The following is a 24,575-nucleotide window of genomic DNA, read 5'->3' on the forward strand; positions in this document are numbered from 1 at the left end:
TTTACTAATTTCTAGCTATATCCTCGAAGATGAAGCATTAATTAATCAAATTTGTGAAAAATCAGCCACTCTACCGCAAGGAGTCTGGATATTAACAGATTTGCGGGATGAAGTTGTGGATAGAATTGATCAACAAGTGACAATTTCTGACAATTTACCTGAACATTTTAAACGCGCTGATGAACGAAAAAAAGATTGTTTACGTCAATTGTTAGATGCTAAGGTTAAGATCAGAAGCGGTGCATTTCATCTAAAAACTTGCATTTCTGAAAATCATGGTTACTTAGGATCAATGAATTTGACAAGGGGCAGCTTAGATGTTAATTTAGAGTCAGGAATGATCTGTCAAAATAATGAAACTCATCAACAACTCATTAATGTATTTCGTTATTTTTGGCAATCTTCTAGTCGAGATCATGTAATTCCTGTATTGGGTTTTGATGGGTTTGAATTGCGAACTATCAAACGTTATCGTCAAGAATCTTATCCGGTTTCTTCTACTTTACTAACTCCTGATCAATATTATAATGATCTTTTAAAAGAGTTGAGTAATTTTGAAGGAAAAGTCATAATTTTTAGTCGTAATTTTCAAGCAACGGCTGAATTAAGAGCCCAATTGCAGCGTTTAAATACTATCGTTTATATTGATCAAGAAATGAGATGTTCAGATGCGACTGTCAATATTCAAAGGAGAAAAAACCTCCATGCAAAAATCACACTATTAGGAAATAAAATCGCTTATATCGGCGGAATTAACTTTGATTTTTCTCTGAAACATCAAAAAAGTTATGACTTAATGTATAAAACTACAGATTCTCAAGAAATTAGTCAAATTATTAGCACATTAAAAGGTTCAAAATCATGACTCAACTATTTAATTTAGAATCCTATATTAAATTATGTCAATATGCTTATCAGTTTGATAAAAATCCTGATGAGTTAATTCATTCTCAGGGAAACTTACCCAGAAGATATAAACAAGAATTAATCATAGAATATGGAATGATTCCCTATCGAGTTGAACCCGTTATTTCAAATCATCGTAGTCAACAGTTAGAAATTAATAAAACTCATGAAAATAATTTTCTGGGTGAGAAGTTAACCCAAACTGGAATACAACGGTTATTTATTATTAGAGATACAATTGACTTGTTAACTTTAAGTACCAGTCAATTTTTAAATTATCAAGAAACTTATTTATATCAAAGTGCTTATTATTATTGGAATTATTATCAACAATTTAAACATCTAAATCCTGATAAACCGTTAATATTTATAGATTTAGATTGTTTGGAATGCGATCACTTAATTCCCATTCAACGAGATCAGCAGGGAATTCCTATTCTTAATACAAAAGAACCGTTATTGATTCAAATGCCTTTTAATACTGTTAAAACATATAATCAAATTTGTAGAGATATTGCTATTAAAATTTTAACTAACTTTTCCTCGAATAGTAATTTAGAAGAAACTGCGATCGCTCATCTACAAAAATATTTACAAAAAATTGCAATACTTGAACAAATTCCCTATAGTTTAAAGACAGAATCAATCTCTATTATTGTTGAAATTATGGATTCTGATCAAATCTATTATAAACAAGTCCAGTTAAAGCTGGCAGATCTTGAAAATATTGTTAATAATAGAGTTAATTTCTCCAGCTTAGAAAAAATAGCAGATCCTAATTATCACTGGATTTTAATTTCTCAATATAATCGATTTCCGATTATTAAACAGCGACTTCCGCAATTTTTATGTGTCAGTTCTGATCCTCAAAGTTTTCCTAGAGTGTGGGAGGAAAAGAAACAAAACTCTAATTTTCCCTTATTTGGAATTTATTTAGATACCATTGAATTTGAAATTGGAACAAAAGATGAACACGGAAATCTGATCACTCAATGGATTCAATTATCCGATCAAACCATTTCCTACGAAGGTTCACCACGAACATTAAGAGGAACTATCCCCGAAACTAATCAAAATGAATTCTTAATTCGTAAAAATCTTGTTAAACTTCCAATTAAAGTCAATGGGGAAAAATTCTTAAAAAAAGGAATTCCACAAAATTATGAAATCTTGATTGAGAACTTCCCAGAAACAACACCAGATCGAGAAGATGTGGAAATCAAAATAAAAATAGAATTTATTCTCAAACTCAATGCACCTCCAGAATTAAAAGTTAGCGATGTTAACGAAACTTATAGAATTACATCAAAACTTGTAGATAGAGTTGAGGAATCCTTTGGTTATATTCCTTATCAACAGATTGTTAACAATCGGGGGGATCAATCAGACAAGCATATACAATACTTAAAAAACCCAGGACATCAAAAAAAGTACAAAGAATACTTGGAAGAAGTTAAAGCAGAACTTGGCAAAATATCTATTCCTATAGAATCAAAATCTAGCCAGGAAAAAATATTAGATCATCTCTTGAACTCCATTAATAAAAAACTTCCTAAACCTAATAATATTGATATTTTTCAAAATATTCAAACAGATAGCTCAGAACCAGAAGTTATTGAATTAAAGCAAATATTTGAAAATTCTGATTTTATTAAGCTACCTGATTTAATGATAAAATCCTATCCAAATTCTATTAATTTAGTAAAAAAAATGCTTCGATTTGTCGGTAAAATTTATAGATTTTCTGAACCTTTTAACCTAGAACCAGCTTTTGATTATTTCAAAGATAAGCTGACTACCAAACGAAAAAAACAAGTTATCAGACAAGGTAGCAGCGCATATTTTGAAAGTCTGGCTAGAACTGCTTTCAGTACCTCTCAGCAAAAACTCTACTTTGATTTATTTGAGGAGGAGTATAAGTTGACAAAGAATCAATACCTATGGGGATATGCAAGAATTTTATTGTGGTATTATAACTTTCAATCAAAGGCGGAAAATTTCAACTATAAAAATCATTTTTTGTTAATAACCAAGTATCTCCTGAGTAAACCCGCTAACCAATTTACTGAACAATATAAACAAAATGCCTTTTTAGCTTTATCTTATTTGCTAACATTTCGAGAAATTGATCCAGATTTTTTCAAAGAATATTCTCAAGAAAAACAACAAGCAATACAAGTAATTAAACACTTTGAAGATGAAAAAGTAATGTTAAACCAAGTGAGTCAAGAAAAATCTTTAAATCAACTATTCGCCGAACTAATTGAAGGAAAAGCGTCTCAATCCGATATTGACGGAATGATCCAAGCAAGTTAATTTGTACTATAACCAGGGAATTGATTAATCAATGGGCGATCGCTTTTCAACTACGTTAAAATAAAATCATGATCAAGATGTAGGTTATCATTATGACCCAAACCTCGTTAAAAACACTTTATGATATTGATTTTGCACTGTGGATTGAAGATACGGTTAATCAGTTAAAATCTCGAAATCTTGAAAATTTAGATTGGGATAATTTAATTGAGGAGATTGAATCTTTGGGAAAGCGGGATAAACGAGAATTAGAAAGTCGGTTAACAACGTTGTTTGAACACGCTTTAAAACGGTGTTATGTTTCGTTACCCGATTGTTATCGAGGCTGGGAAGTAACCATTTCTCGAACGCAACAGGATATTAAAAAACAGTTAAAGGATTCTCCAAGTTTGAGGAATTATTTGCAAGGAAATTATCTTAATTGCTATCAGGAAGCTTTGGAAAATATGAGAATTGAATATGATGCAGAATTTCCTGATGTTTGTCCGTTTCCCCAGGATGTAGACAGTTTATTAACGGGGAAATTTTGGGAAACACCCCTATAAAACCCCTAATTCAACGATTCTAAAAATGCTTGAACACTCCCATCCGGTTGTAAAACTAACCGAATTTTAGGGGTTTTTCCTGACTCCAAAGGAGACACAAAGGGTTTTCCTATTTCTGGAAAATCCAGTTGTTTTTGACGATTAACCGCAGGTTGACCCACCGGGTTAATACTCTGCAAAGAACCATCGGAATTAAGGGTTAAACTATATTGTAATGTGCGTTTTAACTGTTTAGGCGGATACCAAATATTTTGGAAATAGTTTCTAATTTCTGCCACTTGTGGAATTTGATCAAATAAGGTCGTATCTTGTTGACGAGTAGCAGCAATACTGCGCGGACGTTTATTCAATTGCGCTAAATAATTTTCTTCATCAGTATTAGAATTTTCAGCAGAAAGATTTGACGGTTTTTCAGCCGTTGTTTCAGGAGAAGGAACTTCTAAAATAATCGGGGTTTGTGCATTTTTTAACGTCGGTAATTCAATGGTTTGGGGTGCAAAGAGTACCGGGGGAGATGGAGGCGGCGTTTGAGGTTGAGTAACTGCGACCGAGGGCGGTGGGGGTGCGGGTGCGGCGAGGGGTGGCGGTGCGGAAGGTGCAGACCCATCCGTTGCTGGAGAGTCCTGGGGAATAATGATTAACCCCGGTTCCGAGGGGGTGAGGTTGGGGAAGGTTTGGGGGGATACTGGGTTGGGAAATAGGGGGGCGGGAACGGGGAGGGGGGCGGTATTGACGGGGGGTAAATTGGGGGCGACTTTGACTTGAGGTGTAGGGGGAACAGAGGGAACGGGAAGGGGTGCTAAAGTAGGCGGCGGGGGTAACGGAACCAAATTAGGGGGCGGAATTTGAACGGTTTGGGACGGTTGGGTGGCGGTTTGAGTTTGGGGTTGGCGATAGAGATTAATCAGTCTAATTAAACTTGTTAAACAACCAATAGAAATGATAATAAATAAAATTGTTTTTAACCATTCCTGTGTGGTTTTTTCTAAGGATTTTAGATTCGGTAATTGTTCGGCTTCCGTTGCATATTCATCTAAAGCCGTAGCCAGATCAAAGAGTTGTAAAACGCTTAAATGAACTAAAGACTGGGCAGAATTATCGGATAAATTACCGAAAAATAAGTTATGATATAATAAACCATCGGGTTTAATGGTAATTTCCGAAGGTTCGTCATCAAAAATTACATAAGCTGGGGTATTTTCTGTAGAAGAATTAAGGGATAAAGTTTCAGATTGATTAGAGGATTTAGGAGAGAAATTAAGAAAATTTTGAATATAATTTTTAATAACTTGATAGAGGGTTTCTAGTTGTGTGCGATCGCCTTCAATGGTAATATGATCGGCATCAGGTAAACGCGGATCATCAAAGCAAAGTTTAAATTTAAACTGTTCTAAAATCGGTTGGTGTTTCAGACGAGATAGGAAAGAACGTTCCGCCTGAACTTCTAAACTGCAAGTTGGGGGGGTATAGCGTCGAATAATCATCATAATATTTTAACCGTTAAGGATAAACTAAACTGGCGACTCTATCAGTGTTAACCATAATTGTTGATGGCTATCAGGTTTACTATAAAATAATAAATCAATCAGTAATTTAATGGCTAGGGTATCAAGGTCTAAGAAGGTTTGAGGGTTGAAGGTTATCCATTGTTGATAACTGTCATTAAAGGTATCTAAATATTCCCGTAGCAAGGTGACTTGACGAAACTCGGTTTTTTGGTGCGCCATTTGTTCCACTAACCCTAATGCACGGCGAATTAACACTTGATCCTGTTGAGCAATATAACAAATAATCAGAACGAGCGATCGCATTTCTTCAACAGATAAAGGATTTTGTTCTGAATGTTTTTGTAATAATTGAATTTGATCAGGAACAGAAGTTTCTATTTTTAGTAAGGAGCCGACTTGTAAAATGGTTTCTAATGCTATTCCGGTTAAGGCTTCGATGGCTAATAATAATAACTGAATTTTAACCGTAATTTCACCCCATTGTTCGGGTTTGGGATCAAGGTTTAAATCGTCTCTATTTGGGTTTGATTTTTGCTCATCATTAGCATCAGAATTTAGCATGGACTCAGGGAAAGAATTGTACAACAACCTCTTTTAATGAAAGGGTCGCAGTAGAGACGCGCCTATTTATGCCGTCAGGCTATTGGCGCGTCTCTACTGGGGTTAACATCAATCATGGACATTTTACCCCTAAACAGTCAATGATTTAACCCAAAAATTAGCGATTTACTAAATAAGCAATTGTAACACCAACGCCCCCATCATTTTGTGGAGCTAATTCAAATCGTTCCACTAACGGATGGTTGGTCAAAAACTCATGAACTCCCTTTCTCAGTTGTCCGGTTCCTTTCCCATGAATAATCCAAATTGCTCCAAAATCATGAATTTGACCCAACATTCGATCCAGTTCAATTTCGGCTTCTGAGGTGCGTTTTCCTCGAAGATCAATGGTATTTTTAGAGGTTCTAACAAGGGGTCTTTCTGGTTTTTGTTCCTTTTCAGGAGTGGGTTCTTTTTTGCGTTCTGGAGGTTTAGGAATAGTCGGTTTTAAACCTTCTAAGGATTCAATTTCTGCTAAGCCTACGGTCATTTTCATGATGCCAAAACGCACGGTAATTTCACCATCTGAAGTGGGTTCACTTAAAACCTCAGCCGTTTGACCAAACCGAGGAATTCTAATGCGATCTCCCACTTTCGGTTTAAACTCTGGCGGCGGTTTAGGCGGTTCTTTTCGAGACGGTAAATACTGTTGAGCAATTTGATTTAAAGCCTCCGTTGCTTGACTCGTATCTTGACCCGTTGGGGTTCCTTGTTGTAAGCGCCGAATGACTTTAGCAATTTCTGATTTAGCTTGAATTAAAGTATCTTGAATTGCCTGTTCTTGAACTTGCTTTAACTCCCGTTCTCGTTGTTTTAATGCGGCTGCTTTTTGGGCTAATTCCTGATGCAAACGTTCTGTATCTTTTAATAATTGACTAGCGGCTTGAGCTTTGGTTTCCTGTTGACGACGTTGCGCTTCTAACCCCGCAATGACTTGATTAACTTCCTCGGAACTTTCCCCGACATAACTCGCTGCTTTTTCTACAATTTCTGAGTTTAATCCTAAGCGTTTGGCAATGGTTAACGCATTAGAACGCCCTGGAATTCCCCATAATAATCGATAGGTGGGTTGCAGAGATTGTTCATCAAATTCAACGGAAGCATTTTCAAACCGTTCATCTTCATATTTTAAAGATTTTAGTTCTCCAAAGTGAGTGGTTGCAATGGTTAATAGCCCATGATCTGCTAAATATTGTAAAAGCGCGATCGCTAAGGCTGTACCTTCGGTTGGATCGGTTCCTGCCCCCACTTCATCCAGTAGAATTAAACTCGAAGATCGGGTGTTTTCTTCCGTTTTTTCTGGAGGATTAATCGCGGCTAAAATCCGGCTAATTCTGCGAATATGACCGGAAAAAGTTGATAAACTTTGCTCAATGGATTGTTCATCTCCAATATCTGCTAAAACTTGATCAAACCAAGGTAATTCTACAGGTTCTCTGGCGGGAATAAATAACCCGACTTTTGCCATTAATGCAGCTAATCCAATGGTTTTTAACGTAACCGTTTTCCCCCCAGTATTGGGGCCAGTAATCGCTACAACTCGAATTTTAGGATGAATCATCACATCAATGGGAACAACCGGAAATCCTTGTTCATGTTGTTGTTGCCAGACTAATAATGGATGACGAAGTTGTCGTAAATGAATGGGATTTGAGAGAACCTTTTCAGGAGATTCTACATCAATAAACGAGGGAGGATTCGCTTCTAACCATAGGCTATAACGAGCTTTAGCAACCGCTAAATCCACCATTGTAACAATTATTAATAATCGTTCTAAATCCGGTTTAACGGCTCCAACTTGGTCACTCAAAGCCTGTAAAATTATTTCTTCTTCGGCTTTTTCTTGCCGTTGAATTTGTCGCAGTTGATTATTGAGATCAATGGTGGCTTTCGGTTCAATATAAAGGGTGGAACCTGTGGTTGAGGTATCATGAACAATCCCTGGAATAACATCTTTTTGAGAGGCTTTAACGGGGATGACAAAGCGATCGCCTCTTTGGGTAATTAATTGTTCTTGAACGGCATTCGATTTGCGTTGAATAATATTTTGCAAAATCTCATAAATTCGATCTCGCAGACTGCGTAACCGTCCCCGAATTTCTCCGAGTTTCGGACTCGCACGATCCGCCACATCTCCCCGTTCATCAATACAGTGATTAATTTCCTGTTCGAGTTGAGGATGGGTGCGTAATTCTGCCAGTAATTCTGTTAAAATAGGAACATCAGATTGATTATCAATACTGCGCCTTAACTGTCTAGCTCCCGCTAAAGTTGTGGCAATATTTAGTAATTCATTTCCTGATAACATTCCCTGACGTTCGACTCGTTCTAAATAAACACCAATGTCTTCAATTCCTTCAAATTTTAAACCATTTTGTCGCAGTTCTAAAGTATAAGCTTCTTGAGTTTGAGCTAATAATTGCAGGGTTTCTCTGGGAGTCGTGGGAATGTGTAAATGCTGCGCCGCCACAGCACCGAGTTTTGTCGCCGTAAAGGTGGATAAATGACGACATAACCGTTCCCATTCTAATAGTTCTAAGGTTTCTGTTTGAATCAATGCCTCAAAATTTAAAAGTGTAATGTTTATATACTACACAATTGTAGCAGTTTTGGAGATTTTCTTCAATCCTCCTTGGGAAGAGCAGGAAAATCTTGATTATGATAACTTCAAAATTCTCTCAGCAACGGATAGTGAAACAGGCATGACAGATAAACGATTTCCTCGTTTGACAAGTGCTAATTCTTCAGAATTAAAGGTTTGTTTGAGGGTTTCTAAACTAATAATAGCAGAAAATTGTTCCACAAATTCAACTTTAACAGTATACCATCGAGGAGAATGAGGGGTTGCTTTGGAATCAAAATAGGGACTATTAACCTCAAATTGAGTCGGATCAATTAGATTAATTTCAATAATGTTAGCGAGTCCCACAATCCCTGGAATTTTAGTATTAGAATGATAAAAAAACGCCACATCTCCGCTTTCCATTGCTTTAAGAAAATTTCTGGCTTGGTAATTTCTTACCCCATCCCAGAGGGAAATGCGATCGCGTTTTAAATCCTCAATACTATAAACATCCGGTTCAGATTTTAGCAACCAATAATTCATAATTTCTAACTTTTTAAAGCCGCCTCCATTAAGATATCATGGGCACATAATTCTGGAGCATTTTCAGCAGGACGACGTTGAATATATTGACCATCGGGTTGTAAATCCCACGCTTTGCGATTATCGGATAACATAATTCCTAAAATTTCTTGTAATTCCTTAGCAATGTCTGGATCATCAATGGGAGTGATCGCTTCTACCCGACGATTTAAGTTACGAGGCATCCAATCTGCGGAACCAATATAAACCTCTTCTTTTCCGCCATTATTAAAATAGAAAATCCGAGAATGTTCTAAGAATCGTCCAATAATACTAATCACTTTAATATGATCACTAATTCCTTCTAAACCTGGACGCAAACTACACATTCCTCGAACAATTAAATCAATCCCAACTCCTGCTTGAGACGCTTCATATAAAGCTTCAATAATTTCTGGATCGACTAAAGAATTCATTTTAGCAACAATACGACCGTTTTTCCCTTGATGAGCGTGTTCGGTTTCCCTGCGAATTAACTCTAAAAAACGTTGTCGCATATTCACCGGAGCAACTAACAATTTACGATAGGATTGTTGCCTAGAATATCCGGTTAAAAAATTAAATAAATCCGTTAAATCTGCCCCCAGTTCTGGACGGGCACTTAATAACCCTAAATCAGTATAGAGTCTCGCAGTTTTTGGGTTATAATTTCCGGTTCCAATATGAACATAACGGCGAATTCCATCGGGTTCTTGACGCACAACCATGACAATTTTAGTATGGGTTTTTAGACCTACTAATCCATAAACAACATGAACCCCGGTTTGTTCTAATTTTTTAGCCCATTGAATATTATTTTCTTCATCAAATCGAGCTTTAATTTCCACTAAAACGGCAACTTGTTTACCATTTTCTGCCGCATCAATTAAGGTATTAACAATCGGAGAATCCCCAGAGGTGCGATATAAAGTCATTTTAATGGCTAAGACTTGAGGATCATAGGCAGCTTGACTAATAAATTGTTGAACCGTTGCAGAAAAAGAATGATAAGGATGATGAACTAAAACGTCTTTCTGTCGTAAAATAGCAAAAATATCTTTGTCATCTTCTCCTGAAGTTGCCGGGATAATATCTTCACTATCCCTCATCCAACGCGGTAAAACGGCACTCCAAGGTTTATCTTTTAATTCAGGTAGCGGTAAACTCAGAAAATACATTAAATCCCGTAAGCCCATTAATCCATCTACCGTATAAATATCTTCAGATTCTATTTCTAATTCATCGATTAATAAACTGCGGAAATAATCCGGCATAGAACTATTAATTTCCAGACGAACCACCGAACCTCCAACTCGACGTTTCCGTAGTTCTTGCTCAATGGCTAATAATAAATCATCGGCTTCATCTTCTTGGACTTCTAAATCGGCATCCCGTGTAATTCTAAAAATATAATAATCTTGAATATCCATTCCTGGGAATAGAAATTCTAAATTATGGGCAATCACTTGACCAATAGGAACCCCTATCCAGGCTGCAAATTCTCCATTGGCTTGCACTCGTAATTCTTTCGGTAAGGAAATAAATCGAGGCAAAGAACTCGGAACTTTTACCCGTGCAAATAATTCCTCTTTGGTTTCAGGATTTTTCAGAACAACGGCTAAATTTAAACTCAAATTTGATAAATAAGGAAAGGGATGGCTACGGTCAATTGCTAAAGGAGTTAAAACTGGAAAAATCCCTTCCTCAAAATAATGCTGTAAATAACTTCTTTGTTCTTGGTTGAGGTCAATATAACTTAATAAATGAATGCCATTTTGAGCTAATTCTAGTTTAATTTTATGTTCAAAATATTGATGTTGTTCTGTTACCATTGGTAACAATCTTTCATGAATTGTATTCAATTGTTGTTGCGGGGTGCGACCATCGGAAGTGACTTTATTGACTTGTGCTTCAATTTGTCTCTTAATTCCTGCGACTCGCACCATAAAAAATTCGTCTAAATTAGAGCTAAAAATTGCTAAAAATTTCAGACGTTCTAACAAAGGGGTTCGAGAGTCTAAAGCTTCTGCTAAGACCCGACGGTTAAACTCTAACCAACTAAGTTCTCGGCTGAAGTAATATTGAGGATCTTTAAGATTGATGTCTTTGGTAATTTTGGGTTCTGTTTTTTTGGATTTGGACATAATTGAGGGTGTGAGCGCAGATGGTGTCAACTTAACTCTTATTGTAATTCTTGATGGTTAAAATGGTTACACCTTCAGGGAATATTTACTAAGCGAGATGGAATTCTAGTTGAGCGAAGGTTTAATTGAGATCAACCCATTGAGAGCTTGACTAATTTGTTCAGCTAATTTTAAGGTTTAAAATAGAGGATTCAGTTTCTAGTAAATCTGGCGAGACAGAAATCATGAAATTGCTCCTGTTAATCGGCGTTTAAGATTAATGGGCGCTGATAGTCTAATTGATTCCTGAATGGGTTTAGCCTGATTCATAATCTTGATCTAAAATTCCACAAGTTGCCAGACTCGAAGTACCATAGAAATTAGGGTTTATTCAAACCAACCCCACTCGAAACGTAAGGTTTGATGACGTTGGCGGAGGATTAGATGGCAGTGAAATTGGAGCGCCCAATTTTAATGGGAGGGATTGGACTTTCTTTGGGTCTGTGGCTGTTGCAAGGTCTTCAGCATTCTGCGTCCGAATTCGGACAACTGGTGCTGTTGAGTTTGGTGCTGGGAAGCACCGGACTGTGGTGGTGGAAGCAACAAGGGACAGAACCTCTGCCATTGTCGTCACCTCCAGAACCGTTAAATCAGGAATTAGTGGAAACAGCGATCTCCCAAACCCAAACACTGATCCAACGTCTAGCGACAGAAATAGCCACTGAAGACAGCCGTTTCAATGCGCTACAACAGCAAACAGAGCAACTCAAGTGCCATCTGCAACGAACAAACCTGCATATCGCCTTGGTGGGTCACAAAGGTGTGGGAAAAACCGCTTTGTTACAACGGTTGGAGTCGGACTGGCTGACTCAACAATCTCAAACCTTAAGTTTGACAGAAGTTTCAGCCACTGATCTCAATACTCCTATCCCCAATTTAACGGCGATGGATGTGGTGGTTTTTATAACGGATGCAGATTTAACTGACCCCGAATTTAAAATTCTCTCTGAACTGATAGCAAATCACCATCGAGTGCTTTTAGTTTGGAATAAGCAAGATCAATACTTAATCGGGGATCAACCCGTGATTTTGCAGCAGTTAAAAACAACATTAACGGGGGTGTTATCCTCAGAAGATATTGTTGCGATCGCAGCTTCTCCAAATCCCGTCAAAGTTCGTCAACATCAAGAGGATGGGACGGTTAAAGAATGGTTAGAAGCGCAATCACCGATTCTCGCTCCGTTAACTGGGCGTCTTGATTCTATTATCAGTCAAGAACAACAAGCTTTAGTATTAGCAACCACCTATCGGGAAGCCTTAGCATTACGACAACAAGCGAAGGAAATTCTCAATCAATTACGTCGAGAACAAGCTTTACCTTTGGTTGAACAATATCAATGGATTGCAGCCGCCGCAACGGTAGCAAATCCGGTTCCTGTATTAGATATGTTAGCAACGGCGGCTGTTAATGCCCAATTGGTCATGGATTTAGGGGCGATTTATCAACAAAAATTCTCCTTTCAGCAAGGTCAGGAAGTTGCAACAACCATTAGCACTCAGATGTTGAAATTGGGGTTTGTGGAAATGTCCACCCAAACCTTAACCTCGTTGTTGAAAAGTAATACCGTGACGTTGATCGCTGGAAGTCTAGTACAAGGAGTCAGTGCAGCTTATTTAACCCGAATTGCGGGGTTGAGTTTAATTGAGTATTTCCAAGCGCAGGACATCCCGTTAGAAGCCAGCAACAATCCGAGTCTGAATTGGGATCATCTCAAGAAAACCCTACAAACCGTATTTCAGCAAAATCAACAAGCAGGTTTATTACAGTCGTTTGTCAAACAAGCGGTCAATTATCTGATGATGCAGTTTAAACCCAAGCAAACCGTTGAATCGTCTGTGTCTTAGCGGTACTCTCTGTCCAGTTTCCCAGTCCTCAAAAAAAAGTTTGAGAACTGGGTTTACATTTCGGAAATTTATGCTATAGTTAGAAATTGTGAAACACAACGCGGGTGTAGTTTAGTGGTAAAACTATAGCCTTCCAAGCTATTAATGCGGGTTCGATTCCCGCCACCCGCTTTCTCAAACACCACATCTAGTTAGTCTTTAAAACCCTTACGCTATATACGGTGTAGGGGTTTAAAGATTTTGAACGCTTTTATCCCCGTTCAAAAAAAAGTGTTCAAAAAATGTTCAAAAAATTTTACTTTTGAACACCCGATTCCGTGTACATTAGACAGACGAATGAACTAACAATCGAGTAAAGACTCGATTGAGAATTGAAACGTTGCACTAGCGGTTAAACCGTAGACAATTGAGACTAACAATCGAGTAAAGACTCGATTGAGAATTGAAACGAATGAGAATTGAAACCAAAAAGATGCCAACGGGTTGAAGTTGTCTGAGTCGTTGGTTCTAACAATTGAGTCTTTACTCGATTGTTAGATTTGACACCCTCACGACATTTAAAATAGAGAAATATCAAAAAACCTTAAGCAATCCTTGCTTAAGGTTGACTTCCAGTATAATCGTTTAAACTGGGGCGAAAGGATTTGAACCTCTGAATGGCGAGACCATAGCCCGCTGCCTTACCGCTTGGCGACGCCCCATTGCTTCACGGTCATTTATATTAGCAGTACCCTACCGGGATTAGTCAAGGATTTTCAGCAAAAATTTTTCAGATTTTTGAATAATCGTCTCAAGTCCCTTCACGCCCCTATTAATCCATGAGACATTAGGTCGTCGATCAATGCTTTTACTCTTTCAGCTAATTGCGAAAGAGTGACAGTTGACGTCGCAAAAGTTGCGCGAGTAGCAGTTCCCGTCGGGGTTGTCCATCCTGTTCTGCGAGCCGAAACAACTTGATTACCGCCTACAGAAAAACCCGACGTGGATTGAACCCGTCCACTTAAATTTTCTATAGCTATTTTTTGCCAAGGACTCCACCCTGTTGGAAAATTTGTGTGACAAGATCTAATATAAGAAAATTCAGGAGCAAGAGGATTTGATAATATTTGAATCCCTCGAATCGAACTCGCCACACTAGAAAATAAGTGCCCCGTCAGAGGGTAGCCATTATTTAAAGAAACTCCCATGTTGCAAATTGTATTAACAGCAGGAGAACTGTCATTGACTGGGGGAGTATTTTCCGTCATGTTTATGCGCTGATACGGCATTGTACCTGATGAGATATTATCAGCTTTAATGTTAGTAATTCCACTTCCATTTCCATTTAAGGTTTCCGCAAAAATAGCTCCTGAAATCCCCAAGCTTGAAGCGACTATCGCACCAGTAGTAGTAGAAGTTGATGGTGTCGCGTTGGAAAAAATTGTTACACCCGTTACTGTACCACCGGACAAGGGCAAAGCGTCCGTAATTCCATACCCATTTAAAGTCGTTGGTTTCCCGGTAACAGCACTCCAGGGAGGGGCAATATCAACAGGTGTACCAACTCCGGTAATTCGACCTTTAGCGTCAACAGTAAACGGTCGGACTTGAGTCGATAAGGCGTTATAAGTTCCTGCCGTTACACCACTTGCTGCAAGAGTCAAACTAATATTTGTTGTTCCACTACCTGTTGCATCTCCTGATACTGCTATCGTTTGGTTTGCAGTTAAGTAGGAGTTACTATCAATCGAATAAACACCATTGCTAGTTTTCTTTAAGAATCCTGCGGTATCAGCTAATGCCTGAATAGCCGTTAATTCATCCCCTAGTGGCTGTGCATCTGTAATTCCAAATCCTGATAAAGTCGTTGGTTTCCCTGCAATAGATGTCCATGCAGGAGTTATGGTTACTGCTGTTCCTACGCTTGTTATTCTACCCTTGGCGTCTACAGCAAAAGGTCTAACTTGAGTTGCCGAATTGTTATAAGTTCCTGCCGTTACACCGCTATTTGCTAAAGTTATTGCGCTCGAAACATTAGCAGAACCATCAAAACTAACAGAATAAGTTGCGTCTCCAGTCGTTGAGATGGTTCGTGGTGTTGATAATTTTAACGCCGTATCTGCCGTTGCTGCGGACGAAATTTCAACATAGGAACTACCAGACCAACGATAGATTTTATTGGTATCTTCCGCAACGTAAATCTTTGAAGTTTCTCCCGCCACCGGAAAATTAACTATCGCAGCATAACTCAAAACATCATCAACATAGGATGGTAATCTATCTGATGAAATCAACCCCGATGATGCGTTTAATGCTGTTAAAATCGAATCATTTGTTATTAATCCTTTAGTGAAGCTTGAAACAGTTGGATCTGCTTCAACAGCGATCGCTCCCACGTCAGACGCATTTAAGCTGATCTGATTTTTAGGAACTTTCGCATTTGAATCAAGAGAAGCAACACCATTGGCGATCGCTTTTTCAATCTGTAAAATAAATTGAGAATAATCAACAATTTGACCCATTCCCATGTTAATAACCTCTCACTAATCGAACTGATTTACCTGTAGGAATAACGATGTTAATTTCAGGATGTTTGTAGGGATAACAAGATTCTAGGTTGATATATTCTCCTGTAGAATAAGTCAATCCGTTTATTGTCACATCTCCTAAAATTACCTTTAAATAAATTTGAACACTACCCGCAGGAATAACGGTGTTTGTCGTTAAATCCCTCCAGTCTGCGGTTAAATTTGTTTCGAGTAAACTAACAGGAATTCTGCCACTTGATAAAGCTGGAAGTTTGCCACTAATTGCTGTTGCTGTAGCTTCTGTGGCAAGAGAGGAAACATCAGTTGATCCTCCTCCACCGCTTTCGTTGGAGATTGCCCTGTAGATCTCCCAATAAGGCAGGGTTTGAGCAGCATTATCTAAAGCCTCAATCTGAGCGCGAATTAAAGCTGCTGCCTGAGTTTGTTGATCTGCTATATCTGGCATATTTTTAAATAGATCAATATAATTCAAGTCTATCCTTTGACACTGTAAAAAGCTTTTCAATATAAGAAAATCACCCTAAAACAATTGCATATTTTTTCGCAGAGGATTCAATATAACTTAAAATATCTGATTCCATTTCTATAATACCTTGATGAGAAATAGAGGTCACGGTATTTTCGTAGTAATACGCCACAAAAACCAGATAATTTCCACTTAAGAAACTAGAAGTCCCATTAATGGCACTGATTGAATTAATAACAGGAGTATACAGACCCAATTCAGACACTGGAACAGAAGATGACGATCCGCCTACTCCTGTCAACGTTAAGATTTGGGTCGTTTCGTCAGGTTCCAATGCGACAGAGTACAAATAACCCCCCACCCAAACCCGGACAGAAGTTGCGTTAAATATCCCTTTTGTATTTCCAGCAATAACATCAGGGTAGTCAGATCTGATAGCTGTAGGACGCGTTAAATTGATTTGTAATTGAGTCGAAGAGCTTAACGCTATCTCCCCCGCAAAAACGGGTTTCCCGATGCCATTTAAGGTTCCAATCTTTGCTCTTAAAACTTGACCTGCATTTAACTCAGAAACAACTAAACAAGTGCCATTCCCGTTAATAGCAACGATTTGATTAGCAGTGTTGGCAACTAAACCAAAGACCCCACGCTCTCCCACCCCAATAAATGATCGCCCATTGACAATTCCTGATCCCGATAAGGCGATCGCACTTAAACCCGTATCAGGGACAATTCGACGTAAATCTAACCCCGCACTAATTAAATTGCCAATGATTGCAGCCACACCCGAATAGTAGCCAACACGCTCCCCGATTGACAAACTGACCTCTATCTGTGCATTCTCGGCTACTCTACCCCCTAAACTTGCCACGTCAACCTGAATCTCCACAGCAACTAGATAGGCATATCCCGATGGCAAATCTTTTTCTAAAATTAATCCCGAATTGTTGTTGGTATAAGTAATTCTTTGATTAATTCCCGTCATCTCCCCACCCCCAGAGGCGGAGGTATCCAGAGATCCGTCGGTCAATTTGACGTATCCTAAAAATGTCAAATTGACCGCACCCGCACCAAAAAACAGATCAGTTAAGTCCGTATCCCCCCACGATATCCCTACTGATATGGATCTCCCCGCAAAATAGGGAGATGTCGTTTCGTTTCTGAGCCAAAATTTAACAGGCTCTGAGTAGCTTCGATCAACAGCATAATCCGGTCGGATAATGATTTGTTTTTGCTCTTCTGTAAACTCAGAGAGTTGGCGATCGCACCCATTAATTGACCGAGTGGAGGATATTAAGGTTTGAAATTCCTGGGGATAAACAGCGACCCATTCCCCTCCTACCCATGCCCTAATTTCTCCCCACGCATCAACATAAACCCGCATCCCTTCAATTTTATTAGTGGGAAGTTGAGAGGTGTTTCCTATGCTTAATTGAGTTTTAAAGTGATCGTCTTTATTAAGTATTATTGTTCCAGGGAGAACATCTAAAGCGGAATAGGTGGCAATAACGTAAGCAGCTAAATAGGTGTTTGTGGGGCTAAACGAAAGGATATAAGAAATTGCTTCGTAACCTTCACAATTGCAGTCAGGAACCGTCACACTCAATCCTTGACCTGCGGTTAAATTGATGGTGGTCGGAGTCGAATATAAGTTGAATCCTTGTCGGTTTTGCATCTGCCAATACAGAGATCCACTAACCGCAGTTGTTAGACTTCCGGCTGTAACGTTAACAACCGGGGCGGATATTTGAGATGGAATCCCAGCATAAGTTAGCATATTTTATCCTTAATATTCATTTAACCTTGTATAACTCGCCACGTTCCTTTATGCTTGAATGCGATCGCTTTACCCGTTACAACACCCTTACAAATAAAACTTTTCCCCATTCCGGTAAACATTGATCCGCTACTTCCCAAAGGGTAGGCTTTACCAATTAAAACAGAATTATTAAGCTGTTTTAAGTTTTCCATTATCTTTTTAGAGGTATCTAACGTCGCCATGCTACGGATTCCCTAATCGTTCTAGTTTGGTTTGTTGCTGTTGCGGTTTGCCCTTTGTATTTTCCAATAATTGAACTCCCTGAAACAATCCAGCTAGGTTGTCCTTTCTCAAGGATTTTTAGTAACTTTTCCGCTAATTCTCTCTCTTTTGGAGATGTCATTTTTAATTTCTCCGGTTAGGAACAGTAGAAGGTAAAACCCCTCCCAAGATTATTATAGTCGCATTCTTATCTATTTTAGGATCTTCTCCTTGATTGCTGTTCCCGTCATTATTAAAGTTAGCTAATTCCTCTCTAACCTCTACTTTTACGCTTCTATTATCCCATAAGCCAAGAGTTAACTGAGTACCATCTGAAGTACAAATCGGATCTAAGCCATAGATATTTTGACTTCCATCAAATTGTAGAGTATAAGACGAAGAAAGTACCCTAAATCTTCCCGTGAATTTATCCCCACTAAAAGTACAAAAATCTCCCCCTTCAATATTTGGGAAGTGCCAGCTTACTGTTCGAGTTTCTTGGGTGCTTTGTAGGGTACTGATCTTTAATTGGGTTTCTGCTGCCTTTTCAGCTTCCTCTAGTGTTGAAGCAGCCCCAAAACTTAGACTCTCTCCCCCCTCTGATGCCCATTCAGGGATTGAATCAGAGTAGACAAAGTAGCGTTTTCCGACACCTTCTTTTGTCGTTACAACACTTTTTGTATAGGTTTTTTTGGGTTGCTGTTGCTCCCATGTTGTTTTCCTGTATTGAGCTTCTGGGGGTCTACCCTGAATCTCCCGATATCGAACATTCTCAACCCCGTCAACAAACCCTGCTCCCGATGCGGTTAACTCCACTATTTTCTCGGTTGAATATTCGTCGTTCTTTTTAGTCCAAATTGATTGATAATAGCTTTCTTCTCCTGTAACAAGTGCTGGCAGAGGATCTTCGCTGGTTGAGTCGGGGTGAGCCATTGTCGCAATCGAAGACGCTTGGCGAGATTCCGTCCAGACCAGCATCGGCTCCACAAAGTCCATGTCAGCAGTGATTAAGCCCACTTTCAACCTTCGATTGGAACCTTCTACTGGGGGTGTGACCTTTGAGAACAATTTTCGCTGCATTTGCTCGTCCATTTCATCCCAAAAAACCCACTCAATGCTGTAAGGGACTGTATCCTGTTCATAGTCTGCGCGCATTGATTTGATATAAAAGCTAGTTACATCTTGCCTGTTTATTTTTTGAAATTTAACTACTTTCCACCAAGGAGCAGGGATTAGCCTTCCTGTCTTGAGCAACATCCACTTTATTCTTTCTTGACCTGGTGGGCCGACATAACCCCATCCCCATTCCATTTCGTCTATCATTCCCTCCCCATCAACAAAAGTCATCTCACGGGTATCAGTATCCCCTCCTGGTTCTTCCTGTTGAAATCGACTTAATTTCCATCCAGACGTGACGATACTTGTTAAGTATTTAGCATTTGAAACCTTAGATTGAAGTCCCCTCACTGAATCACCACTTCCTAAATATTTTTCATAATCTGGATGCACAGTTAACTGATATTCTATTTCTTTTGTGTTCTGAGGTGTAGTAAGTGTGTAAATCGGTGGTGAAATTGCCTGATAATAATAACGAGTTTCCTGATATTCGATTAGTTTCCAGTGTCTCCACGGATCAAGAATCATTAATCCATCAGGCGTTTCAATAAAATCTTTTAAGTAATAAGCAAATCCCCAGGTTTCAATAACCTCTCTGTCTGTTTGCCCGTCAATTGAGTAGGTTGTTCTCCTGACTTTCTTGGGGCCGGATTGGTCTAAGTTGCTGTCTAAACTCCTTAAAATAGCTGTTCCTTTTGGTGGGTTTGTTACGTCTTGATCATATTCATATTCAGTCTTATATTCAGGTTCTTTTTCCTTGAATTCGGGAGGTAAATTTGGGTCAACTTGCTCTTTGTTGCTTTCCCTTGGAGTCCATGTCAACGCGGCTCCATTGTAATAGGGAGCCACACCTAGTTGATTAGAGCCATCTGATATTTGTTCTCCCCAACTAAAGCTATAGCTAGATCCTGAATTGGCTTTTTTAAGGTCAACATTCACCCCATAACAGACATAACAGCCCTTTATTCGAGCATATTCTTCTAATACATCGTCAAGGCTCATCATTGTTTCTGAGTTGACATCCTCAGCCCAGATATCAAAGCTTCCCGACAGGTTCACGCCTGCTTTTGAAGCCAATTTACTCGCCGATATTTTTCCCGTTCTAATATCCACTAAAGGTTTTACCTTTACCTTGCGAGCGCATAAAACCTTCCACCATCCCTCTAAATTAATTGAGACAGTATAGACATTAATCTGTTGGGTTCCTCGATAAACGTATCCCGTCCGACTGTAGCTATAACCGCCATCGGGAGCGACCCTAAATGGAATCCCGTCTATGGTGATTCTTGTATTCCTTGAAGGATTATAAACTTGCTTAAATCCTCCAATATTATCTTCTGTTATACCTTCGTAGTTAATCGAGGCACTGGGATGTTCCTCAAAACTCTTTGTAACAGTTAATGACCCTAGCCGAAGAGGAATGGGTAAACTAGGAGGGTTTTTGATGATATTATTTTTAAATAATGGACGGGAAACAATAGGCATAATATCAAGTGATTAATTTTAAAGATTGAATGGCATCATCCCAGAAAAACTGACCAGGTGTAAATTCTCCCTGTTGCTCAACAAACCGTCTACCTCTCCATTCTACATAATCAATAAACCCTAAGTTCTCCCCAATATTAAAGACATTGAGTTGACCAATTAGCTCCTGATGTGCGGTATATTGCCCTGTCATCTCCAAAGTTTCCCCTCCTCTAATCCGACAGCAGGAATTAGAGCAATCAATCACAACTCGCTCCCCTACTTGCCCAAAATTAAGGGGGACACCTCTATTTAAAACTTGAGACACAATCATTCCCGATGGAACAGATACTATCAACTCACACATTACCCTGGGGATAGGGGCGTTAAATTCTATGGTTAAATTAATACTATCAGGGACGGTATTAGTCGCAAAATAGACAGTAGTATTTTGTAAATAGAATCTTTGCCCAGTCAATCTATCTGGGTTTGTGGCTTGAATAAAATTGTTTATCCCGACCCGTAGAACAGCTAAAAAAGGCAGATTTATTTTATAAAGGGTAAAGACGGCATCAGGGGTTGTTAGCTCTGTTGGGGAAGGGTTAACGCCAGGGTATTTGTGAAATGTTTTAGTTTGAAATAAAGGAGCTAATGTCTGATTTCCTTGTGCAGACAAAATAGGAGCCGATAAATTAAATGGGCTCAGGATTGTTGCGGGTAAGTTAGAATTAGAGAGTGTGAACATAAAAAATTAATTTAACTACTAATATTATCCCGTGAATTATCGCCAAGAATTAAAACAGACCATAGAATTGTTTGTCCCTCAAGTTGAACAAGCATTTCTCAAAGCATTCTTTCTAAAAGACCTCGATTTCGGGCGGGATTTAATGGTGGGGGAGCGGACGGGTGCGATAGATTGGTATACCTCTGACCTGGGATCTCTTGTAGGAAACGTGATGATTTCGATGGGTTGTAGCTCCCGATTAAATGCCGAGATAGAAAAAGCAACCGAGGCGATTTATGCCAGACACGGGATATTTTCCATTAACGAGGAGGTTGTTAGAACCCTGGAGCTTTCAACCGCCAAGGTACAGCTAAAAGGGGAAGTTAACGCTACAACAGTGCAACAAACTTCTTCTCGGCTCTGGGTAGCAATTTCCACGTTTCAAATTGACTGTTTTATTGGGTTATGAATTTATTTTTTCATCCAATCAGCCAGTCCTTCTCGGTAAGTTTTAGCAAACGCATAGCATACCGCATCGGCTAAGTTAGGCGATCGCCCGATAATACTCTTAATATCATCTTTTTTTGTAATCATTATTGTTTTTCCAGACTCCCACCACCGGAAGGCACAGAGTTCTTCTTTTAATTGATCGTCAGGAGGTAAACAGATCGGGATTTGATTCTTGGGGTCTAATAAGTCTCGCAGATTCCAGTACCAATAAGTCCGCATATTAGCAAAAGTCAAGAGTCCGCTTTTGTCTTTCAAATACTCGCCGTTTCCATCCTTCGCGGCTTCACTTCCTTTCAAGGGAATAACGTGCATTTTCATCCCTCGACAGGTATCGTGAACCGCAGCACCCACCCCAATTACGTCAATTTGTACCTTTACCCCAGTGTTCGCCATACAGGAGGCAATCTGCTGCGCGACAATATTGCTGTCTGGGGTCTGGCTTCCATCAAATTCCCTGAGCCTGTCAAGCCAGTTGTCCCATCGCAGAGCTAACACTGTCTTATCTATCCCACCCCGCGCCACATCCACACCAATATGGGACATTTTTAAGGTTTGAGGATAGTCAACCCATCGTTGCATCGCCAAAGTGACCCAATCCCCAGGAATAACTTGATAGGGGTCTGATTCTGGCTCGATGGTCATGTCGCCATAGAGAAGTTGCGATCGCAAAGGTTCAGGAAGGGACTGAAGTACCCCTCTATACCCAGATTCTCTTAGGAATGGGTTATCGTCTAGGGTTGCTCTGATAAATGTACGACTTCGGGGTTCTAACTCTTCATTTCCTACCTTGACTTTTCGTGGTTTGGGCCAATAAATTTTATTGTTAACAATAACTTTGTCGGGAGACTTGCACTCGATTTCTTTTCCGTCAACTGTAATATAAAAATCTTTAACGTCAATTTCTTGATCCTTGCCCCCCACCCCAATAAACCATCGCAGTTCCCCTGGTTCCGCCATTGGTCTTCCGGTCTGTTGCTCATATTTGGGGTCAAGCCAAGGGGCTAAATAGGAAATAACCCACCGTCCGCTAAACTGGCTTGGAGGGTTAAACGTAAACAAAACCCTACACTTTTGATGAGGGTCGGGACTTCTACACCAACCTGTTAAGAATAAAAACTGATCAAGAGAAAATTCTGTTACCTCGTCAATTGCCTTTAGATCATGTTCAATCCCCCGCCAATTTTCGATATCTTTATCATATTGAGCCGCCCCAAACTCTAAAGTTCTCCCCCCTGGAACTCTTCGCCAAATTTTCTCATTACTGTTATAACTTGCTCCACTTCCTCTTAATAACTTCTTTGACTTTTCAATAACATCTTTTAATCGGGGATATTCCCGTCTAAAAACAATTGATCGTTTGTGCTGAGTAACAGCCAAAATCTTAATAATAGCCGTCTTTCCCCCACCTGCTGATCCCCCAAAACCCACGATATCAGCCGGGGTAGTTAACGCCATTCTTTGAGGATCGCTTCGAGGTTCCCAAGGTTTCCAGGTTTCTTTAGAATCCTTACCAATTCCTAATTTGTCCAATACAGAAGGCATTTTACTTTTTACCATCGTCTTTTCGCCCTGTATAACCTATTCTGATTTTGATTTTTACTGAACTTTTCGGAACTCCCCTTGTTTGACGGTTGACAACAATTCGTTCCATATTAAAACTCCGCAGGGACTTTGATTCCTAAGTTAGTTAACCAATTATAAAGCCTGGATTTATCCTTAACAAAATCATCGTCTAAAGCTTCAGACTCAAGGTTTTCATCCCCTCCCCTCGTTTCCCCTCTAGCTGACTCCTCAGCTTGCTTTAATCTATCATTGGCTTGCTTGCAAAGTTTAGCTAATTCATCAAGGGAATAATGATTTTCAAGCCCTCCTATCTTAAAGATCAAAATAGCGTCTGTAATTATATCGAGGTTCTGATCTCCGGTGGTGATAATCGGTTCAGAGGTTTGACCCTCTGATATTTCTTCCTTGGGGTAGGCATATCCCAAAAGTTGCTCTAAAAAACTTAACCCAGGAATCAACTGTCCTTTGTATTCAATAGGTTCAGTCGCAATAAAAAAATTATGACGGGAAGATTGAGTTAATAATTCAGGATTGACATCAAAGAAAACCCCTATTTTCTGATAATAAAGTTTAAGGATGGGGTACATTTTAGAGTCTATTTCTTCTGGCCAGATGTGAACCCCTGAGATCATTCGCCTCAATTCTTGGTGATAGGCTGAAACCTTCCTTGATTGCTGAATAGATAGCGGGAATACAATGGTAAAATCCCCATTTTGATAATCTAAACGAAAGTGCATTAAAGCCTCTCCTCTAGGCTGTCCTGCCAGTTTACAAATTTAATTTTATTCCCAAATAACGGCTCAAATTCACACCGCCTCAATTCGAGATATTTCCATCTTCTATCTTGTGGATTCCCTTCTTTAAAGACAATATGAGCGTCTAGCTTGTCAATTCCTTCCACTAACTCCTGAGTTGCCTGTTGGTAAATTATCGGGATTCTAACCTTGATCGTTTGTCCTGATAAGTTAGGAGAGGATAAAACCCTCCCTCCTTCAAAAACAATAATTTGTGAGTGACTTGTTATTTTCTCTACCACCTCAACAGTTAAAGCATTTTTATTATCAGATTGAGGGAAGTAATAGGCGATCGCATCATCTGGCTTAGGGATTTTAATATCATATTTTGAGGCATTCCCAGGAAGAGAAAGTTGCCCACCA

General features: G+C 39.2%; 20 protein-coding genes and 2 tRNA genes. 6 read left to right on the forward strand and 16 right to left on the reverse strand.

Annotated features, from left to right (window positions below; all coding sequences use genetic code 11):
* The 3 genes from ACKPEB_RS06885 to ACKPEB_RS06895 form a co-directional block, all read left to right on the forward strand.
* A partial coding sequence (locus tag ACKPEB_RS06885; RefSeq protein ID WP_408964122.1) for a phospholipase D-like domain-containing protein occupies positions 1 to 865 on the forward strand: 865 nt, incomplete at its 5' end.
* Complete coding sequence (locus tag ACKPEB_RS06890) at positions 862 to 3,222, forward strand: hypothetical protein (protein WP_408964123.1); 2,361 nt, start codon at positions 862 to 864, stop codon at positions 3,220 to 3,222. The genes ACKPEB_RS06885 and ACKPEB_RS06890, both read left to right, overlap by 4 nt.
* 92 nt (positions 3,223 to 3,314) lie before the next feature.
* A complete protein-coding gene (locus tag ACKPEB_RS06895) occupies positions 3,315 to 3,767 on the forward strand; it encodes a DUF29 domain-containing protein (RefSeq protein WP_408964124.1) in 453 nt (150 codons plus the stop codon).
* Between the two features lie 5 nt (positions 3,768 to 3,772).
* On the opposite strand, the gene ACKPEB_RS06900 is transcribed toward ACKPEB_RS06895, so the two are convergent.
* The 5 genes from ACKPEB_RS06900 to ppk1 form a co-directional block, all read right to left on the reverse strand.
* Positions 3,773 to 5,254 carry a DUF4335 domain-containing protein gene (locus tag ACKPEB_RS06900; protein ID WP_408964125.1) on the reverse strand — a complete coding sequence of 494 codons (1,482 nt, stop codon included), beginning with the start codon at positions 5,252 to 5,254 and terminating at the stop codon, positions 3,773 to 3,775.
* A gap of 24 nt (positions 5,255 to 5,278) precedes the next feature.
* Entirely contained in the window at positions 5,279 to 5,836 is a 558-nt protein-coding gene (locus ACKPEB_RS06905; RefSeq protein WP_408964126.1) for a DUF3038 domain-containing protein, read from the reverse strand.
* A 157-nt stretch (positions 5,837 to 5,993) separates the two neighbouring features.
* Entirely contained in the window at positions 5,994 to 8,432 is a 2,439-nt protein-coding gene (locus tag ACKPEB_RS06910; protein ID WP_408964127.1) for an endonuclease MutS2, read from the reverse strand.
* A 99-nt stretch (positions 8,433 to 8,531) separates the two neighbouring features.
* Complete coding sequence (locus ACKPEB_RS06915; protein ID WP_408964128.1) at positions 8,532 to 8,981, reverse strand: EVE domain-containing protein; 450 nt, start codon at positions 8,979 to 8,981, stop codon at positions 8,532 to 8,534.
* A gap of 5 nt (positions 8,982 to 8,986) precedes the next feature.
* A complete protein-coding gene (ppk1, locus tag ACKPEB_RS06920; protein WP_408964129.1) occupies positions 8,987 to 11,143 on the reverse strand; it encodes a polyphosphate kinase 1 in 2,157 nt (718 codons plus the stop codon).
* Between the two features lie 423 nt (positions 11,144 to 11,566).
* Between ppk1 and ACKPEB_RS06925 the strand changes: the two genes are divergently transcribed.
* Positions 11,567 to 13,027, forward strand: coding sequence for a DUF697 domain-containing protein (locus ACKPEB_RS06925; protein ID WP_408964130.1), 1,461 nt, complete (start codon positions 11,567 to 11,569; stop codon positions 13,025 to 13,027).
* A gap of 100 nt (positions 13,028 to 13,127) precedes the next feature.
* A tRNA-Gly gene (locus ACKPEB_RS06930) sits at positions 13,128 to 13,198 on the forward strand.
* A gap of 458 nt (positions 13,199 to 13,656) precedes the next feature.
* On the opposite strand, the gene ACKPEB_RS06935 is transcribed toward ACKPEB_RS06930, so the two are convergent.
* The 8 genes from ACKPEB_RS06935 to ACKPEB_RS06970 form a co-directional block, all read right to left on the reverse strand.
* A tRNA-His gene (locus ACKPEB_RS06935) sits at positions 13,657 to 13,728 on the reverse strand.
* A gap of 99 nt (positions 13,729 to 13,827) precedes the next feature.
* On the reverse strand, positions 13,828 to 15,534 hold the full coding sequence (locus tag ACKPEB_RS06940; protein WP_408964131.1) for a hypothetical protein: 1,707 nt from the start codon (positions 15,532 to 15,534) through the stop codon (positions 13,828 to 13,830).
* A 1-nt stretch (position 15,535) separates the two neighbouring features.
* Positions 15,536 to 16,000 carry a hypothetical protein gene (locus ACKPEB_RS06945; protein WP_408964132.1) on the reverse strand — a complete coding sequence of 155 codons (465 nt, stop codon included), beginning with the start codon at positions 15,998 to 16,000 and terminating at the stop codon, positions 15,536 to 15,538.
* 70 nt (positions 16,001 to 16,070) lie between these two features.
* Entirely contained in the window at positions 16,071 to 17,798 is a 1,728-nt protein-coding gene (locus tag ACKPEB_RS06950) for a hypothetical protein (protein WP_408964133.1), read from the reverse strand.
* A 20-nt stretch (positions 17,799 to 17,818) separates the two neighbouring features.
* Positions 17,819 to 18,022: a hypothetical protein gene (locus tag ACKPEB_RS06955; protein WP_408964134.1), complete on the reverse strand. Its 204-nt coding sequence runs from the start codon at positions 18,020 to 18,022 to the stop codon at positions 17,819 to 17,821.
* Complete coding sequence (locus ACKPEB_RS06960) at positions 18,010 to 18,183, reverse strand: hypothetical protein (RefSeq protein ID WP_408964135.1); 174 nt, start codon at positions 18,181 to 18,183, stop codon at positions 18,010 to 18,012. Before ACKPEB_RS06960 ends, ACKPEB_RS06955 begins: the two co-directional genes overlap by 13 nt.
* A gap of 2 nt (positions 18,184 to 18,185) precedes the next feature.
* Positions 18,186 to 20,642 carry a hypothetical protein gene (locus tag ACKPEB_RS06965; protein ID WP_408964136.1) on the reverse strand — a complete coding sequence of 819 codons (2,457 nt, stop codon included), beginning with the start codon at positions 20,640 to 20,642 and terminating at the stop codon, positions 18,186 to 18,188.
* Positions 20,643 to 20,646: 4 nt separating this feature from the next.
* Positions 20,647 to 21,366: a hypothetical protein gene (locus ACKPEB_RS06970; RefSeq protein WP_408964137.1), complete on the reverse strand. Its 720-nt coding sequence runs from the start codon at positions 21,364 to 21,366 to the stop codon at positions 20,647 to 20,649.
* A 31-nt stretch (positions 21,367 to 21,397) separates the two neighbouring features.
* Here ACKPEB_RS06970 and ACKPEB_RS06975 point away from each other — a divergent pair, with 31 nt between their 5' ends.
* Positions 21,398 to 21,814, forward strand: a complete 417-nt coding sequence (locus ACKPEB_RS06975; protein ID WP_408964138.1) for a hypothetical protein — start codon at positions 21,398 to 21,400, stop codon at positions 21,812 to 21,814.
* A 2-nt stretch (positions 21,815 to 21,816) separates the two neighbouring features.
* Here ACKPEB_RS06975 and ACKPEB_RS06980 read toward each other — a convergent pair whose 3' ends face one another.
* From ACKPEB_RS06980 to ACKPEB_RS06990, 3 genes are all read right to left on the reverse strand, one after another.
* A complete protein-coding gene (locus ACKPEB_RS06980) occupies positions 21,817 to 23,412 on the reverse strand; it encodes a hypothetical protein (protein WP_408964139.1) in 1,596 nt (531 codons plus the stop codon).
* 95 nt (positions 23,413 to 23,507) lie between these two features.
* The gene (locus ACKPEB_RS06985; protein ID WP_408964140.1) at positions 23,508 to 24,155 is read right to left on the reverse strand and encodes a hypothetical protein; all 648 of its coding nucleotides are present in this window, start codon (positions 24,153 to 24,155) and stop codon (positions 23,508 to 23,510) included.
* A partial coding sequence (locus ACKPEB_RS06990) for a hypothetical protein (RefSeq protein WP_408964141.1) occupies positions 24,155 to 24,575 on the reverse strand: 421 nt, incomplete at its 5' end. The genes ACKPEB_RS06990 and ACKPEB_RS06985, both read right to left, overlap by 1 nt.

Origin of the sequence: Planktothrix sp. (assembly GCF_046067725.1) — a bacterium.
Taxonomy (GTDB): domain Bacteria; phylum Cyanobacteriota; class Cyanobacteriia; order Cyanobacteriales; family Microcoleaceae; genus Planktothrix.